Origin of the sequence: Mycolicibacterium pyrenivorans (assembly GCF_025821625.1) — a bacterium.
Taxonomy (GTDB): Bacteria; Actinomycetota; Actinomycetes; order Mycobacteriales; family Mycobacteriaceae; genus Mycobacterium; species Mycobacterium pyrenivorans.
Genome location: NZ_JACKSH010000032.1, coordinates 1 through 15883, shown reverse-complemented (window position 1 = coordinate 15883; position 15883 = coordinate 1). Strand labels below are relative to the sequence as shown.

The window sequence follows — 15883 nt, the reverse complement described above, 5'->3', positions numbered from 1 at the left end:
TGACGAATTGCTGTACCCGGGTGGAGTTCAACAACTACAAAGCGTCATACTTGCTCCTGTGACGAGCGCTGTAGGGACCTCGGGAACGGCAATCACGTCGCGCGTACATTCGCTGAACCGACCGAACATGGTCAGTGTCGGCACCATCGTGTGGCTGTCCAGCGAGCTGATGTTCTTTGCTGGCCTCTTCGCGATGTATTTCACTGCGCGCGCTCAGGCCGGCGGCAACTGGCCGCCTGAGCCCACTGAGTTGAACCTCGCCCTCGCGGTGCCGGTCACCTTGGTGCTGATCGCGTCGTCCTTCACCTGCCAGATGGGCGTGTTCGCCGCCGAACGCGGCGACGTCTTCGGGCTCCGCCGGTGGTACACGCTCACCCTCGCCATGGGCACGTTCTTCGTGCTCGGCCAGGGGTACGAGTACATCCATCTGGTCGAAGAGGGAACCACCATCCCGGGCAGCGCCTACGGCACCGTCTTCTACCTCGCGACCGGTTTCCACGGTCTGCACGTCATCGGCGGTCTCATCGCGTTCGTCCTGCTGCTGGTGCGCACCAAGATGAGCAAGTTCACCCCCGCGCAGGCCACCGCCGCGATCGTCGTGTCGTACTACTGGCACTTCGTCGACATCGTGTGGATCGCCCTGTTCGCCGTCATCTACTTCGTTCGATGACACGAATGGAACGAAATATCTCCGACGACAGCGACATCTCTACTGACGATGCCTCTCAGAACAAGCCGATGCGAAGGGGTTCGATGACCAGCAAGGCCCGCTCAGCCGGGACGCCGGCGACAGTGAAGCGTCGTCGGCTGCGACGGCGCCTGTCGGCCGCACTGCTGCTGACGACCGGACTGGCCGTCGCCGGTGGCCTGGCGGCCACCCTGACACCGTCACCCCAGGTGGCCGTCGCCGACGAGTCGGCCTCGGCCATGCTGCGCACCGGCCAGCAGCTCTATGACACGTCGTGTGTGTCATGCCACGGTGTGAACCTGCAGGGTGTCGCCGATCGCGGTCCCAGCCTGATCGGTGTCGGCGAGGCCGCCGTCTACTTCCAGGTGTCGACGGGCCGGATGCCCGCGATGCGCGGCGAGGCCCAGGCCCCGAAGAAACCGGCCCAGTTCGACGAGGCCCAGACCGACGCACTCGGTGCCTACATCCAGGCCAACGGCGGCGGCCCGGTGGTGCCCCGCGACGAGAACGGCCAGATCGCCCAGCAATCCCTGATCGGCAACGACGTCGCCCGCGGCGGCGACCTGTTCCGGCTGAACTGCGCGTCGTGCCACAACTTCACGGGCAAGGGCGGCGCGCTGTCGTCGGGCAAGTACGCCCCCGATCTCGGGAACGCGACCGAGGCACAGATCTACACCGCGATGCTGACCGGTCCCCAGAACATGCCGAAGTTCTCCGACCGGCAGCTGTCGCCCGAGGAGAAGCGCGACGTCGTGGCCTACGTCCGGGAGGCTGCTGCGACGCCGAGCCCCGGTGGCCTCGGGCTGGGCGGCTTCGGCCCCACCTCTGAGGGCATGGTCGCGTGGATCGTTGGAATGGTGGCCATCATCGCGGCCGCCCTTTGGATCGGAGCACGGGCATGAGCGACGACCGCGACGGCCTCAAGGGAACCGACACCCCTGGTCAGACCGGCGTACCGGGCCAGCCCACCGACGCCGAGCTCGCCGCGATGTCGAAGGAAGAGCTGCTCGAACTGGGCGGCAAGCTCGACGGCGTCGAGATCGTCTACAGGGAAGAACGGTGGCCGGTCCCGGGCACCAAGGCCGAGAAACGTGCCGAGCGCACGGTGGCGTACTGGCTGCTGCTGGCCGGGTTCTCGGGCCTGGCGCTGCTGCTGATCTTCCTGTTCTGGCCATGGGAGTACCAGCCGTACGGGTCCGACGGTGAGTTCCTTTACACGTTGACGACCCCGCTCTACGGCCTGACGTTCGGATTGTCGATCCTGGCCATCGGCGTCGGCGCGGTGTTGTACCAGAAGAAGTTCATCCCCGAAGAGATCGCCATCCAGGAGCGTCACGACGGCAGCTCCCCCGAGCTGCACCGCAAGACCGTGGCAGCCAACCTGAGTGATGCGCTTGAAACCTCAACGCTCAAGCGCCGCAAGATGATCGGGCTCTCGCTCGGCATCGGGTTCGGCGCCTTCGGGCTGGGCACGCTCGTGGCGTTCGTCGGCGGGCTGATCAAGAATCCGTGGAAACCCGTCGTGCCGACCGCCGACGGCATGAAGGCCGTGCTGTGGACGTCGGGCTGGACCCCCAGGTTCGAGGGCGAGACCATCTTCCTGGCCCGGGCCACCGGCAACCCCGGCGAGTCGCCGTACGTCAAGATGCGTCCGGAAGACATCGACGCGGGCGGCATGGAGACGGTGTTCCCGTGGCGCGAATCCGATGGCGACGGCACCACGGTCGAATCCGAGCACCATCTGACCGAAATCGCATACGGCGTGCGCAATCCCGTCATGCTGATCCGTATCCGGCCCGGTGACATGAACAGGGTGGTCAAGCGAAAAGGCCAGGAGAGCTTCAACTTCGGCGAGCTCTTCGCGTTCACGAAGGTGTGCTCACATCTGGGCTGCCCGTCCTCGCTCTACGAGCAGCAGACCTACCGCATCCTGTGCCCGTGCCACCAGTCGCAGTTCGACGCGCTGCACTTTGCGAGGCCGATCTTCGGTCCGGCGGCCCGTGCGTTGGCGCAACTTCCGATCACCATCGACCAGGACGGCTACCTGGTCGCCAACGGTGACTTCATCGAACCCGTCGGACCGGCATTCTGGGAGCGCACCTCATGAGCCCACGACCCACCATGGCCGAGATCGCCGCCAAACAGGGCAACGCGATCGATTCGCGCTACCACCCCTCGGCGGCGGTGCGCAGGCAGCTCAACAAGGTCTTTCCGACCCACTGGTCGTTCCTGCTCGGTGAGATCGCGATGTACAGCTTCATCGTGCTGCTGCTCACCGGGGTCTGGCTGACGTTGTTCTTCGATCCGTCGATGGCTCACGTCAACTACGACGGGGTGTACCAGCCGCTGCGCGGGGTGCAGATGTCGCGAGCCTATGAGACGACCCTCGACATCAGCTTCGAGATCCGCGGCGGGTTGTTCGTGCGCCAGGTCCACCACTGGGCAGCGCTGCTCTTCGCCGCCTCGATCATGGTTCACCTCGCCCGCATCTTCTTTACCGGCGCATTCCGACGTCCGCGCGAAGCCAACTGGGTGATCGGGTCGCTGCTGCTGATCCTGGCGATGTTCGAGGGCTTCTTCGGCTACTCGCTGCCCGACGATCTGCTGTCGGGCACCGGCCTGCGCGCCGCGTTCTCGGGCATCACGATGGGCATTCCGGTGGTCGGCACCTGGATGCACTGGGCGTTGTTCGGCGGCGACTTCCCCGGCGATATCATCATCCCGCGGCTCTATGCGCTGCACATCCTGCTGATCCCCGGCATCATCCTGGCACTCATCGGCGTGCACCTGGCGCTGGTGTGGTTCCAGAAGCACACCCAGTTCCCCGGGCCCGGCCGCACCGAGACCAACGTCGTCGGCGTGCGTGTCATGCCGGTGTTCGCGGTGAAATCCGGCGCATTCTTCGCCGTGACCCTCGGCATCCTGGGCCTGATGGGCGGACTGCTGCAGATCAATCCGATCTGGGCGCTCGGTCCGTACAAGCCCTCTCAGATCTCGGCGGGCAGTCAGCCGGACTTCTACATGATGTGGACCGACGGGCTGATCAGGCTGTGGCCGGCCTGGGAGTTCTACTTCTTCGGTCACACCATCCCCCAGGGTGTGTGGGTCGCGGTCGGGATGGGCGTGATCTTCATGCTGCTGATCGCCTATCCGTTCCTGGAGCGGAAGTTCTCGAAGGACGACGCGCACCACAACCTGCTGCAACGTCCACGGGACGCCCCGACCCGCACCGCCGTGGGCGCCGCGGCCATCTCCTTCTACATCCTGCTGACGTTCGCGTGCATGAACGACATCATCGCGCTGAAGTTCCACATCTCGCTCAACGCGACGACGTGGATCGGGCGCGTCGGCATGGTGTTGCTGCCCGCGATCGTCTACTTCGTCGCCTACCGGTGGGCGGTCGGACTTCAGCGCAGTGACCGTGAGGTGCTCGAGCACGGCATCGAGACGGGCATCATCAAGCGGCTCCCGCACGGCGCCTACGTCGAGCTACATCAGCCGCTCGGCCCCGTCGACGAGCACGGCCACGCGATCCCGCTGGAGTACCAGGGTGCGGCACTGCCGAAGCGGATGAACAAGCTGGGCTCGAGTGGCGCGCCCGGTTCCGGCAGCTTCCTGTACGCCGATCCGGTCTCCGAGAACGAGGCGCTCGAGCAGGCGACGCACACCGCGGAGCGACGGGCTCTGACCGCGTTGAAGGAGCACCAGGATCGCATCAGCGGGTCCAACGGCTCCCCCAACGGCTCCCCCAACGGCTCGACCAACGGTCACCACTAGGAACCGAACCGATCGCTCACCACTGATCCGTCTCAGCCATCACGGCTGGGACGGATCAGTTGTCTCACCGGTCTTGCTCAGCCCTCGAGGAGGGCGCGCAGTTCACGCAGGAAGTACCACGGGATGGCCACCATCCCCACCGTGATCACGCCGGCCAGGCCGTAGAGCACCCAGGCGACGGTGTCGCTGGCGACGGCCATCAGGTAGGTCGACACCCCGGTCAGCAGCGTCGCGACGCCCATCGCGGACGCGATCGCGACGGCGGAGCGCAGCCACAGCTGTTCGAGGGCCGCCGCGCCGGCCGGCCGCTGGAGCACCAACGGGATCGGGCCGCTGGGCTCGGCCACCACGGCCGGCGCCCGGAACTTCTCGGTCGGCGCTTCTGCGCCGCGGACCGGGCTCTGGAGTTGCGGCGCGGCCGCCTTGGGCCGCTCGTCGGAAACGGGTTCGGCAGTCGTGGCACGGCGGGCACGCAGAAGCAGCGGCACCGCCGCGACGATCACCAGCGCGGAGACCCCGATGACGGTGTAGAGGACCCACGGCGTGCCCGATTCGGCGCTGGACGCGGTGTGCCCGCGCGACAGGTCGACCAGCGCCACCGTCGCGGCAACCCCCGCCCCCAGCGCGGCCAGCCAGACGGCCGCACAGCTGCCCAGCAGGATGCGGTCGGTGCGGTCGAGCGCGGCCAGGTCGAACCCATTGCCCTGCCGCGGGCGGTCGGCGGTGTCGGTGAGGTATGTCATCAGCGGTGTGGTCTGCCTAGCAACTGGTCTGTGCGGTGTTGTTGGTGTTCGCCGACAGCACGGTGCCGTCGCTCGTGGTGATCGAGCAGTTCAGCCGGCTCACCAGGAACAAGCTGGACGCCTGCACGGAACCGACCTCGGACTGCGAGATCGGGGTGACCGTCAGGGACCACGGGATATACACGTTGCGCTGTGTGCGGCTGCGCCCGGAGGCGTCGATGTAGGTGACGGTGATGATGTCGCCGGGCGCCTTGGTGCCCGTGACGGAGTACGTCACCTGCCGTGGGCCTGCCCTTGTTGTCGTCGGGGGCGGCGGCGGCGGTTCCTCGGTCGTGGGCGGCGGCGGTGGTGGCGCCTCGGTGACGACCGGCGGCGGTGGTGGGGGTTCCTCGGTGACCGTGATCGTCTCGGGCGGAGGCGGCGGTGGTTCCTCGGTCGGGGGCGGCGGCGGGGGCGGTGGCGGTGGGGTCGTGGTGGTGATCTCGTCCTGCACCGGCGGCACCGAACTGGTGGTCGTCTCGGGCGTCGCCAGGTTGTCGGTGTCGGTACGCGTCACCAACACCGACACCGACACCACGAGCGCGACCGCGGCGACGATCGCGACGACGCCGACCACCCACGGCCACCGGGGAGGCGGCGGCGGCTCACCGACATCACCGGCGGCAGGATCGAAGGTGTCGTAGTCGTACAACGACGCGTCGGCCGGTACATACGGACTGCTGACGAACTGGTCCGCCTCCGGCGCCGAGTAGGCCCGCGAATACTGGTCGGTCTGACCGGCGTCGGGGAAATCCGCACCGGCACCACCGTCGGGCGGCGACGTGCCGGCGGCCTCCCGCGTGGGTTCGTCCGAGGACGGCTGGCCGCCCGGCTCCTCACCTGGGAGATCCGAGCCGCCAGAGTCCCGTCCCGGGGGATTCGGCCCGCTCATCTACGTCTATCCTTCTCGACTGCTTCTCCGACGCCGCGGCCGTCGACGGCCCGCGGCGCGTGGGCAACACTACCCAACAGCGGCACCCGACAAGGACGCTCAGTGCGGTGTCCGGGCGAACTCATGCCCGGATTGTGACCTTGTCCGCGACACGCAGACCGCGGTACCGGTGCGCGCCAGGGCGAAGAGCAGAGGACACCGCCAGCGGCTCAGTGCTTCTCGGGTCCCGTGTGGTACTCGAAGACCAGACCCGCGACCGTGGCAAGGACGAAGCAGACGCCGGCGACGATCAGCCACGGGAGCCACATGGCCATGCCCACGGCGGTGATCGAGGCGGACAGCGCGATGAACAGCGGCCACCAGCTGTGCGGGCTGAAGAAGCCGAGCTCACCCGCGCCGTCGGCGATCTCGGCGTCCTCGTAGTCCTCGGGGCGGGTGTCGAGACGGCGCGCGACGAACCGGAAGAACGTGCCGATGATCACCGTGAGGCCGGTGGTCAGCACGAGCGCCGTCGTGCCCGCCCACTCGATACCACCCTTGGCGAACATTCCCGTCAGGACGCCGTACACGACGGACGACAGCGCGAAGAACGCCGTCAGGAACTCGAACAACCTGGCTTCGATATGCATGTGCTGTCCTACCTGCTCGCCTGGGGGACCTGCGGCGCCTGCTCTCCGCGGCGGGTGTCGAACGGTTCGGTCGTGATCGCGCGCGGATCCTGACCGATGCCCTGCAGTGCCTCGGCGTTCGTCCTGCCCGCTCTGCGCTGGTCGAGATAGGCCTTGAAGTCGTTGGGCTGAACAACCCGCAGCTCGAAGTTCATCATCGAGTGATAGGTGCCGCACATCTCCGTGCAGCGCCCGACGAACGCGCCGCTGTTCTGGCCCTCGGGAAGGAAGATCTCGCTGACCTGGAAGACGTTGTCGGAGTTGTTCTCCTCGGGGTTGGGCAGCACGTCCCGCTTGAACAGGAACTCCGGCACCCAGAAGCCGTGGATCACGTCGGCCGAGGCGATCTCGAACTCGATCCGCTTGCCGGCGGGCACCACGAGCACCGGGATCTCCGTCGACGAGCCGAGGGTTTCGACCTCGTCGTAATTGAGGTACGAGCGGTCCTCGGGGTTGACACCGTCGATCGCGCCGACGCGCTCCTCGCCGTGGCTGTCCACGCCCTCGGGTTCGGAGACCATCGCCTCCTTGCGCGCATCGTCGGCACCCTCGTAGGTGTACGTGCCGTCGGCGAATTCGACCTTCTGGTAGCCGAACTTCCAGTTCCACTGGAAGGCGGTGACGTCGATGACGACCTCGGGGTTGGGGTCCTTGTGCAGCATCCGCTCCTGCACCACCACCGTGAAGTAGAAGAGCACCGAGATGATCAGGAACGGGGTCACCGTGAGGGCCAGCTCCAGCGGCATGTTGTAGCCGAACTGACGCGGCAGTTCCGTGTCGCCCTTCTTCTTGCGGTGAAACATCACCGTCCAGAAGAGCAGGATGTAGACGATCGCGCCGACGACGAGCGCGGCGATCAGCGAGCCGATCCACAGTTCCCGGTTGAGGTGCGCCTCGGGGGTGATGCCGTTGGGCCAGCCGAGGCCGAGTACCTCGGACCAGCTGCACCCGCTGAGCAGGACCGCCGTCCCGCCCAGGAGCACGGACAATGCCACCAACTTCAGGCCGCGAGCGGACACGTTGGCGCCTCCTTGAAATGTCATCGGACAGTCGACGGACCGCCGGCGGTCAGACGGCTGCACTGGCTACTACGCAGCGTAGACCACACCGGCGGGCAGGAGCGAAGCGACCGGGGAATGTGTTCGGCGGGCAGGAGCGAAGCGACCGGGGAATGTGTTTCGTGCCGGTCTCCGGGTCGGTCTCTCGGCGCCTCGGCGATTAGGCATACTGGCGCGGTGTGCGGACTGCTGGCGCTGGTAAGCGACCCGGGACTCGGGGCTGAGGCCCCCCCCGCCATCGTCGATGCCGTCTCGGGCGCGTCCGCCCTGATGCGCCACCGCGGTCCGGACGAGCCGGGAACCTGGCACGACACCACGGACGCCATCGGTGCGGGCGGGTCTGCGGGGCAGGTTGTGCTCGGCTTCAACCGGCTGTCGATCATCGACATCGCCCACAGTCACCAGCCGTTGCGGTGGGGACCCGACGACGCGCCGGACCGCTACGTGCTGGTGTTCAACGGCGAGATCTACAACTACGTGGAATTACGTGAGGAGCTGCGGTCCGAACACGGCGCGGTGTTCCACACCGACGGTGACGGCGAGGCGATCCTGGCCGCCTACCACCACTGGGGCACCGAGGCGCTGACACGGCTGCGCGGCATGTTCGCCTTCGCGCTGTGGGACAGCGTAGAGCAGGAGCTGTTCTGCGCCCGCGATCCGTTCGGCATCAAGCCACTGTTCATGGCGACCGGACCGGGCGGCACCGTGGTGGGCAGCGAGAAGAAGTGCCTCGTCGAGATGGCCGACCTGCTCGGTGTCGATCTCACCATCGACGAGCGTGCCGTCCAGCACTACACGGTGCTGCAGTACGTGCCGGAACCCGAGACGCTGCACCGGGGAATCCGGCGCCTGGAGTCGGGCAGCTACGCCCGGGTGCGTCCCGGTGGGCGGCCACGCGTGACCCGCTACTTCATGCCCCGTTTCGACGCGGCGCCTTTCGTCGCGAAGAGCGAGCAGAGTCGGTACGACGAGATCACCGCGGTGCTCGAGGATTCGGTGGCCAAGCACATGCGAGCCGACGTGACGGTGGGCGCGTTCCTGTCGGGCGGTATCGACTCGACGGCGATCGCGGCGCTGGCCATGCGCCACAACCCGCGGTTGATCACGTTCACCACGGGCTTCGAACGCGAAGGGTTCTCGGAGGTCGACGTGGCCGTCGCGTCCGCCGAAGCGATCGGCGCCCGGCACGTGACCAAGGTCGTCAGTCAGGCGGAGTTCGTCGCGGCGCTTCCCGAGATCGTCTGGTACCTGGACGAACCCGTCGCCGACCCCGCGTTGGTCCCGCTGTTCTTCATCGCGAGGGAAGCACGCAAACACGTCAAGGTGGTCCTGTCCGGCGAGGGTGCCGACGAGCTGTTCGGCGGCTACACCATCTATCGGGAGCCGTTGTCGCTGAAGCCGTTCGATTATCTGCCGCGCGGCCTGCGCAAGTCCGTCGGCAGGATGGCGGCGCCGCTGCCGGAAGGAATGCGAGGCAAGAGCCTGCTGCACCGCGGTTCGCTGACGCTCGAGGAGCGTTACTACGGCAACGCGCGCAGCTTCTCCGACGAACAACTGCGTTCGGTGTTGCCGCGATTCCGCGACGACTGGGTCCACACCGACGTCACCGCCCCGGTGTACGGGAGCTCGAAGGGCTGGGATCCGGTGGCCAGGATGCAGCACATCGACCTGTTCACGTGGTTGCGCGGCGACATCCTGGTCAAGGCCGACAAGATGACGATGGCCAACTCACTGGAGTTGCGGGTGCCGTTCCTGGACCCCGAGGTGTTCGCGGTGGCCTCGCGACTGCCGTTCGACCAGAAGATCACCAGGGCCACCACGAAATACGCGCTGCGGCGTGCGCTGGAGCCCATCGTCCCGGCGCATGTCCTCAATCGGCCGAAGCTGGGTTTCCCGGTGCCGATCCGGCATTGGCTGCGCGCAGGCGAACTGCTGGACTGGGCGCACTCGATGGTCGGCTCGTCCGCCGCGGGCGACCTGGTGGACCTGGCCGCCGTCCGGTCGATGCTCGACGAACACCGAAGCGGCGCAACCGATCACAGTCGCAGGCTGTGGACGATGCTGATCTTCATGCTGTGGCACGCGATCTTCGTCGAGAAGAGCGTGACGCCTCAGATCAGCGAGCCGACCTACCCGGTGCAGCTCTGATCCGCCGTCACGCCAGCGCTCGGCCGATCTCCTGGCCCGCCTCGGCGCCGTAGGCGTCGCTGAGCCGCTGCACCGCCGACTCGGGGTCCCAGGACCACTCCTGCGGGCCCGGCGCCTCGAGCACCAGTGTCGCCACCATGGACGCGAGCTGGGCCGCCCGCTCCAGCGACAGCCCGGCGTCGCGCCCGGTGAGGAACCCGGCGCGGAATGCGTCGCCGATGCCGGTGGGGTCCTCCTTGCGGATCTCGGGCACCACGTCGACGTGGACGAACGTGCCGTCCCGGCCGACGAGGTCCACACCCTTCTCCCCCAGCGTCGTGACGCGCAGCTGGATCTGCCTCATCACCTCGACCTCGGACCACCCGGTCTTCTGCAGCAGCAGATCCCACTCGTAGTCGTTGGTGAACAGGTAGGTCGCGCCGTCGATCAGCCTGCGGATCTCCTCGCCCGACAGCCTGGCCAGCTGCTGGCTCGGGTCCGCGGCGAATGCCAGGCCCAGGGACCGGCATTCCTCGGTGTAGAGGAACATCGCGTCCGGATCATTGGCACCGATGATCGTGAGGCTCGGCGATTCGGTCCGCTTGACGATGTCGGCCAGCTTGATGTCGCGGGCTTCCGACATCGCCCCCGGGTAGAACGACGCGATCTGGGCCATGTCCTCGTCGGTGGTGCAGACGAACCTGGCCGTGTAGGCCGACTCGGAGACCAGCACGCCGTCGCAGTTCACACCGTGCGAGGTGAGCCACCGCCGGTACTCGTCGAAGTCCTTACCGACGGCCCCCACCAGCGTGGGATTGCCACCCAGCACACCCATCGCGTACGCCATGTTCCCGGCGACCCCGCCCCGATGCACCACCAGGTCGTCGACGAGGAAGCTCAGCGACACCTTCTGCAGGTGGTCGGCGAGGAGTTGCTCGGAGAATCGACCCGGAAAACGCATCAGATGATCAGTTGCGATCGATCCGGTCACCGCAATGGTCACAGGGACCCGCCCTTCATGTCTTCAGTTCCACCCGTCATGATTTCGCCTCTCCATGCTCGACGCACGCATGGACGACGTCGTTCACCCTAGTGTCGACCACCTCGGATACCCCGTGTCGGCCCTGTGGTCGCCCCGTCGGCGGCAGGGGCACCCCCGCCGGTTGCGCTAACCTGCCTATAAGTGCCCGCTCGGCCACTCTAGAGCCCCAGAAGCCGACCGACCTCCCCGGGAGCAAATACATGACTGGTCCGTACCCGCCCCAATACGGCGCTGGACCGGTCGGCCCGCAAATGTATCCGGAGGGTTTTCAGGGATTTGCCCAACAGCCGTATCCACCGGCGACGCAGCCCTACCCCGAGGGCGGTATCGACGGGACTTACCCGGGAATGCTGCCCCCACCGGTTCAGTACCCGCCCCGCAAGCGGCGCAGGTGGATCATCGCGGTCGTCGCGTTACTCGCCATCGCGGCGATCGTGGGCGTCATCGCAGCGGTCACCCTGACCGGTGGACGGGACGAGCAGACCTCCAGCGGCCAGTTGACGGAGTCCGCGGCGCAGGCCGCGATCCAGGACTACCTCGACGCACTGTCCAACGGCGATGACGAGACGGTGGCCAGGCACACCCTGTGCGGGTTGTTCGACGCGGCCAAGGAGCGCCGTGCCGACCTCGCCCTGGCTGGGCTTTCCAGCGACGCGTTCCGCAAGCAGTACAGCAGCGCCGAGGTGACCGCCATCGACAAGATTGTGCTGTGGTCGCCCACGCAGGCTCAGGTGCTGTTCACGATGAGAGTGGAGCCGGCGAGCTCTTCGCGGGGGAATCAACCGCGCGGCGGCGAAGAACAGGCGATCGCCCAGCTGTTGTCACTCGACAACGAGATCCTGGTGTGCTCGTATCTGCCCCGGACAGCCGGCCAGTACTGACCGGCTGCGGCCCGGCGCAGCGTCAGATGCCCGGCGCAGCGTCGGCTGCGGGTGACTCAGTTGAAGGAGTCGCCGCAGGCGCAGGAGCCGGTGGCGTTGGGGTTGTCGATCGTGAAGCCCTGCTTCTCGATGGTGTCGACGAAGTCGATGGTGGCGCCCTGCACGTAGGGGGCACTCATCCGGTCCACCGTGAGTGCGACACCGCCGAACTTCACGGTCAGATCCCCGTCGAGGGCGCGGTCGTCGAAGAACAGGTTGTAACGCAGGCCGGCGCAGCCACCCGGCTGTACGGCGATCCGCAGCGCGAGGTCGTCGCGACCCTCCTGGTCCAGCAGCGCCTTGGCCTTGGTCGCCGCGGCATCCGTCAGGCTCACGCCGTGGGCGTCGGTAGCTTGCTCTGCCTGCACTGCCGACTCGTGCTGAACAGTCATGGACTCTCCTGTGTGGATGTTCGTGGATGAAGCCTTCCCACCTGTGGCTCCACTTCCTCAACGGTACCTTGTTCTGACCGTATTCCCCCATATGTCGACGCCACGACGGATGCCAGGCCGCTGAGCTGGTCGGCCGCGTCCTCGATCGCACGCTGTACCGATTCGGCGTGATCGGTGATGGAGTACGCCCAGGCGATGCCTGCGGCCCCGAGGCTCGATTCGTCCAGGGTCACCTGGCCTGCCAGCACTAACACCGGAATCCGGTGGGCGCGGGCAGCCGAGGCCAGCGCGCTGACGACCTTGCCGTGCAGTGACTGGTCGTCGAAGCGTCCCTCTCCGGTGATCACCAGGTCAGCTGCGGCGACATCGTCGACAAGACCGGTGTGTTCCGCGATGATCGCCGCCCCGGATTCCCGCCGGCCGCCCAGGGCGATCAGCGCCGCGCCGATACCGCCGGCGGCACCCGCTCCCGGATCATCGCCGACGGGGCGGCCCGCGGCGACGGTCAACTCCTCGGCCCATGCCGCCAGCCGGTCCTCGAGCACGGCGACGGTGTCGGGGTCGGCACCCTTCTGCGGGCCGAACACGGCGGCGGCTCCACGCGGGCCGAGCAGAGGGTGTTCGACATCACTGGCGGCGATGAGCTCGATCCCGTCGAGGAGCTCCTTCGCGGCGGTCAGGCCGCCCAGCGCCTCGACCATGCCCCTGCCGCCGTCGGTGCAGCCGCTGCCACCGAGCCCGACGACGATACGGCCGGCGCCGGCCTCACGTGCGGCGGCGACGAGCTGACCGACACCCCTGCTGTGCGCGTCGAGGGCGGTGCGCACCGTCGGCGGCCCGCCCAGCAGCGCGAGACCGCACGCCTGCGCACATTCGATGTAGGCGGTGACCGGCGGGTCGGTGTCGAGCACCCACTGTGCCTCGACGTCGTCGGATAGCGGACCGCTGACCACGGTGGTGTGGACCTCGCCGAGCCGACTGGCCAGCACCTCGACGAACCCCGGCCCACCGTCGGACTGCGGGGCGAGGATGAGGCGGTCCTCGGGTCGGGACCGCCGCCACCCCTGCGCGACAGCCTGGGCCGCCTGCACCGCGGTGAGGCTGTCGCCGAAGCAGTCCGGCGCGATCAGCACGTTCGTCCCCGCCATGCCGGCAGACTATGGCGTCCCGCAACGAGGCGCATACCGAGGACTCCAGTGCCTCCCCGGTGAGCCGAGAAGTAACCTGGCAAGCGTGAAACTGCTGGGCCGCAAGAATGACGACTCCGAGGGGTCGCGGGACACCGGGACATCGGCGCCCGCCGACCCCGACGACACGTCCGCCGGATCGGGCCACCGGGTGACCACCGCTCCCAAGGGCAAGCCGACCCCCAAGCGCAGCGAGGCCAGCCGCAGGCGCGGCCCCGTCGCGCCTGCGCCGTTGACCAGCGCCGAGGCGCGGCGGCGGCGCAAGGAATTGGGTGGCCCGAAGCTGTCCCGTGAGGAGAAGAAGGCTCAGCGCGCCGAACGGCGCACCGAGATGTCCACGCGCCGCGAGAAGATGATGGCGGGTGAGGCCGCGTACCTGCTGCCGCGGGACCAGGGCCCGGTGCGCCGCTACGTGCGTGACGTGGTCGATTCGCGACGCAATCTGCTCGGCTTGTTCATGCCGTCGGCGCTCGGCCTGATCTTCGTCATGCTGGCGGTGCCGTCGGTCCAGGTGCAGGCGATGCTGTCGCCGGCGATGCTGGTGCTGGTGCTGGTCATGGTCATCGACGGCTTCTTCCTGGGTCGCCGGGTGAACCGCCTGGCGGACGAGAAGTTCCCGAATAACACCGAAACCGGTTGGAAACTCGGCTTCTATGCGGCCAGCCGAGCCTCGCAATTGCGCCGGATGCGCGCGCCGCGGCCTCAGGTCGAACGCGGCGCCCGCGTCGTGTGACACCGTCGGTGGCATATTTTCCTGCTGTCCCGACCCCCGACGCCGAGGCGGCGTCCGCCGCGAGGGAACGCCAGAGCATGCTGACGAAGCCGCTCGGTGCGCTGGGCCGGCTCGAGGACCTCGCAGCATGGGTGGCGGCATGCCAGGGCGCTTGTCCCCCAAGGCAATTCGAGCGGGCACGGGTGGTGGTGTTCGCCGGGGATCATGGCGTGACCGCCGCGGGAGTGTCTGCGTACCCGGCCGAGGTGACCGCGGCGATGGTGGCGAACTTCGATGCCGGCGGCGCCGCGGTCAACGTTCTCGCCACGCTGGCGGGCGCGGGGGTGCGGGTGGCCGACATCGCCGTCGACACCGCCGAGCCGCTGTCACCGTCGATCGGCGCGCACAAGATCCGGCGCTCCAGCGGCAACATCTCCTCAGAGGACGCGCTGACACCCGATGAGGTGGTCGAGGCGATCGAGGCGGGCAGGCGGATCGCCGACGAGGAGGTCGACGAGGGCGCTGATCTGCTGATCGCCGGCGACATGGGGATCGGGAACACCACACCCGCGACCGCGCTGGTGGCCGCGCTGACCGACACCGAGCCGGTCGCGGTGGTCGGCAGGGGCACCGGAATCGACGACGCCGGCTGGGGGCGCAAGACCGCCGCGGTGCGCGACGCCCTGTACCGAACGCGCAGGCTCACCGCCGATCCCATTGCGCTGCTGCGGATCTGCGGTGGCGCCGACCTGGCCGCGATGACCGGTTTCTGCGCGCAGGCCGCGGTGCGCCGCACCCCGGTGTTGCTGGACGGCGTCGTCGTGACCGCGGCGGCGCTGGCGGCCGAACGGCTCGCACCCGGCGCGAAGCAGTGGTGGCAGGCCGGGCACCGCTCCACCGAACCGGCACATTCGCTGGCGCTTCGCGACCTGGACCTCGATCCCATCGTCGATCTCGGTATGCGCCTGGGGGAAGGCACCGGCGCGCTGATCGCACTGCCGGTCCTGCGCGCCGCCGTGGCCACCCTCGCGTCGATGGCGACGTTCGAAGAAGCCGGTATCGACACATGATCCGTGCTGTCGCAGGCGCATTCGCGTTCGCGACGGTGCTGCCCACGCCTGCGACGCGCACTGCGACCATCGGGCGCGGCGTGATGACCGCCCTTCCCGTCGCCGGAGCGGCACTGGGGGCATTGGCCGCCGCGACCTTGTGGGCAGGCATGCACGCGTTCGGTGCGGACAGCGCGCTGGCGGGAGCACTGGCGGTGACGGTGCTGCTGGTGGCCACGCGGGGACTGCACATCGACGGCTTGTCGGACACCACCGACGCGCTGGGCTGCTACGGGCCCCCGGAGCGCGCGCTGGCGGTGATGCGTGACGGAGCGGCGGGGCCGTTCGGCGCCGCCGCGGTGGTGGTGACGATCCTGGTGCAGGCTCTGGCGTTCGCCCAGACGGGTTGGTTGGCGGTCCTCGTGGCGGTCACCGCCGGTCGGGTGGCAGCGGTCGCCGCGTGCCGGCGATCGGTTCCGGCGGCCGCGGGCAGCACGTCGGGGGGGCGGGTGGCGGGCACCCAGCCGTTGTGGGTGGTGGGCGCCTGGGCGGCGGGCACCCAGCCGTTGTGGGTGGTGGGCGCCTGGGC

16 protein-coding genes are annotated in these 15883 nt (G+C 68.1%); 9 read left to right on the top strand and 7 right to left on the bottom strand.

Features of this window, described 5'->3' with window-relative positions; genetic code table 11:
* Positions 1-58 precede the first annotated feature (58 nt).
* The 4 genes from ctaE (at position 59) to qcrB (ending at position 4465) form a co-directional block, all read left to right on the top strand.
* Positions 59-670, top strand: coding sequence for an aa3-type cytochrome oxidase subunit III (gene ctaE / locus H7I57_RS05350; RefSeq protein ID WP_264022316.1), 612 nt, complete (start codon positions 59-61; stop codon positions 668-670).
* A gap of 83 nt (positions 671-753) precedes the next feature.
* Positions 754-1590, top strand: coding sequence for a cytochrome bc1 complex diheme cytochrome c subunit (qcrC, locus tag H7I57_RS05345; RefSeq protein WP_264022315.1), 837 nt, complete (start codon positions 754-756; stop codon positions 1588-1590).
* A complete protein-coding gene (gene qcrA / locus H7I57_RS05340) occupies positions 1587-2795 on the top strand; it encodes a cytochrome bc1 complex Rieske iron-sulfur subunit (RefSeq protein WP_264022314.1) in 1209 nt (402 codons plus the stop codon). Before qcrC ends, qcrA begins: the two co-directional genes overlap by 4 nt.
* The gene (gene qcrB / locus H7I57_RS05335) at positions 2792-4465 is read left to right on the top strand and encodes a cytochrome bc1 complex cytochrome b subunit (RefSeq protein ID WP_264022313.1); all 1674 of its coding nucleotides are present in this window, start codon (positions 2792-2794) and stop codon (positions 4463-4465) included. The genes qcrA and qcrB overlap by 4 nt, the downstream gene beginning before the upstream one ends.
* A 77-nt stretch (positions 4466-4542) precedes the next feature.
* Here the strand turns inward: qcrB and H7I57_RS05330 are convergent, their stop codons facing one another.
* The 4 genes from H7I57_RS05330 to ctaC all read right to left on the bottom strand — a co-directional run bounded on the left by H7I57_RS05330 (position 4543) and on the right by ctaC (position 7826).
* Positions 4543-5208 carry a DUF2561 family protein gene (locus H7I57_RS05330; protein ID WP_264022311.1) on the bottom strand — a complete coding sequence of 222 codons (666 nt, stop codon included), beginning with the start codon at positions 5206-5208 and terminating at the stop codon, positions 4543-4545.
* 16 nt (positions 5209-5224) lie between these two features.
* On the bottom strand, positions 5225-6139 hold the full coding sequence (locus tag H7I57_RS05325; RefSeq protein ID WP_264022310.1) for an MmpS family transport accessory protein: 915 nt from the start codon (positions 6137-6139) through the stop codon (positions 5225-5227).
* 209 nt (positions 6140-6348) lie between these two features.
* Positions 6349-6768, bottom strand: coding sequence for a cytochrome c oxidase subunit 4 (locus tag H7I57_RS05320; protein ID WP_264022309.1), 420 nt, complete (start codon positions 6766-6768; stop codon positions 6349-6351).
* Positions 6769-6776: 8 nt separating this feature from the next.
* On the bottom strand, positions 6777-7826 hold the full coding sequence (gene ctaC / locus H7I57_RS05315) for an aa3-type cytochrome oxidase subunit II (protein WP_264022308.1): 1050 nt from the start codon (positions 7824-7826) through the stop codon (positions 6777-6779).
* A gap of 216 nt (positions 7827-8042) precedes the next feature.
* On the opposite strand from ctaC, the gene asnB reads away from it, so the two are divergent.
* Complete coding sequence (asnB, locus tag H7I57_RS05310; RefSeq protein ID WP_264022307.1) at positions 8043-10013, top strand: asparagine synthase (glutamine-hydrolyzing); 1971 nt, start codon at positions 8043-8045, stop codon at positions 10011-10013.
* A 7-nt stretch (positions 10014-10020) separates the two neighbouring features.
* Here asnB and H7I57_RS05305 read toward each other — a convergent pair whose 3' ends face one another.
* Entirely contained in the window at positions 10021-10995 is a 975-nt protein-coding gene (locus H7I57_RS05305) for a carbohydrate kinase family protein (protein WP_264022305.1), read from the bottom strand.
* A 239-nt stretch (positions 10996-11234) separates the two neighbouring features.
* On the opposite strand from H7I57_RS05305, the gene H7I57_RS05300 reads away from it, so the two are divergent.
* Positions 11235-11915, top strand: coding sequence for an Rv0361 family membrane protein (locus H7I57_RS05300; protein WP_264022304.1), 681 nt, complete (start codon positions 11235-11237; stop codon positions 11913-11915).
* Between the two features lie 56 nt (positions 11916-11971).
* On the opposite strand, the gene H7I57_RS05295 is transcribed toward H7I57_RS05300, so the two are convergent.
* Positions 11972-12346, bottom strand: coding sequence for a HesB/IscA family protein (locus tag H7I57_RS05295; protein ID WP_264022303.1), 375 nt, complete (start codon positions 12344-12346; stop codon positions 11972-11974).
* Positions 12343-13494 (bottom strand): glycerate kinase family protein, encoded by a 1152-nt coding sequence (locus H7I57_RS05290; RefSeq protein WP_264022302.1) that lies wholly within the window; start codon positions 13492-13494, stop codon positions 12343-12345. The genes H7I57_RS05295 and H7I57_RS05290 overlap by 4 nt, the downstream gene beginning before the upstream one ends.
* Positions 13495-13579: 85 nt before the next feature.
* On the opposite strand from H7I57_RS05290, the gene H7I57_RS05285 reads away from it, so the two are divergent.
* From H7I57_RS05285 to H7I57_RS05275, 3 genes are all read left to right on the top strand, one after another.
* Entirely contained in the window at positions 13580-14266 is a 687-nt protein-coding gene (locus H7I57_RS05285) for a DUF3043 domain-containing protein (RefSeq protein ID WP_264022301.1), read from the top strand.
* Between the two features lie 8 nt (positions 14267-14274).
* Positions 14275-15315: a nicotinate-nucleotide--dimethylbenzimidazole phosphoribosyltransferase gene (cobT, locus tag H7I57_RS05280; RefSeq protein ID WP_264022300.1), complete on the top strand. Its 1041-nt coding sequence runs from the start codon at positions 14275-14277 to the stop codon at positions 15313-15315.
* Positions 15312-15883 (top strand): adenosylcobinamide-GDP ribazoletransferase (locus H7I57_RS05275; RefSeq protein ID WP_264022299.1); only part of this gene is annotated, 572 nt, incomplete at its 3' end. The genes cobT and H7I57_RS05275, both read left to right, overlap by 4 nt.

What these genes read in the sequence shown, in the direction of transcription:
- H7I57_RS05300 (WP_264022304.1), top strand. Translation starts at nt 11,235, where the DNA reads ATGACTGGTCCGTACCCGCCCCAATACGGCGCTGGACCGGTCGGCCCG.
- H7I57_RS05330 (WP_264022311.1), bottom strand. Translation starts at nt 5,208, where the DNA reads ATGACATACCTCACCGACACCGCCGACCGCCCGCGGCAGGGCAATGGG.
- H7I57_RS05295 (WP_264022303.1), bottom strand. Translation starts at nt 12,346, where the DNA reads ATGACTGTTCAGCACGAGTCGGCAGTGCAGGCAGAGCAAGCTACCGAC.
- qcrB (WP_264022313.1), top strand. Translation starts at nt 2,792, where the DNA reads ATGAGCCCACGACCCACCATGGCCGAGATCGCCGCCAAACAGGGCAAC.
- qcrA (WP_264022314.1), top strand. Translation starts at nt 1,587, where the DNA reads ATGAGCGACGACCGCGACGGCCTCAAGGGAACCGACACCCCTGGTCAG.
- H7I57_RS05325 (WP_264022310.1), bottom strand. Translation starts at nt 6,139, where the DNA reads ATGAGCGGGCCGAATCCCCCGGGACGGGACTCTGGCGGCTCGGATCTC.
- H7I57_RS05290 (WP_264022302.1), bottom strand. Translation starts at nt 13,494, where the DNA reads ATGGCGGGGACGAACGTGCTGATCGCGCCGGACTGCTTCGGCGACAGC.
- qcrC (WP_264022315.1), top strand. Translation starts at nt 754, where the DNA reads ATGACCAGCAAGGCCCGCTCAGCCGGGACGCCGGCGACAGTGAAGCGT.
- H7I57_RS05320 (WP_264022309.1), bottom strand. Translation starts at nt 6,768, where the DNA reads ATGCATATCGAAGCCAGGTTGTTCGAGTTCCTGACGGCGTTCTTCGCG.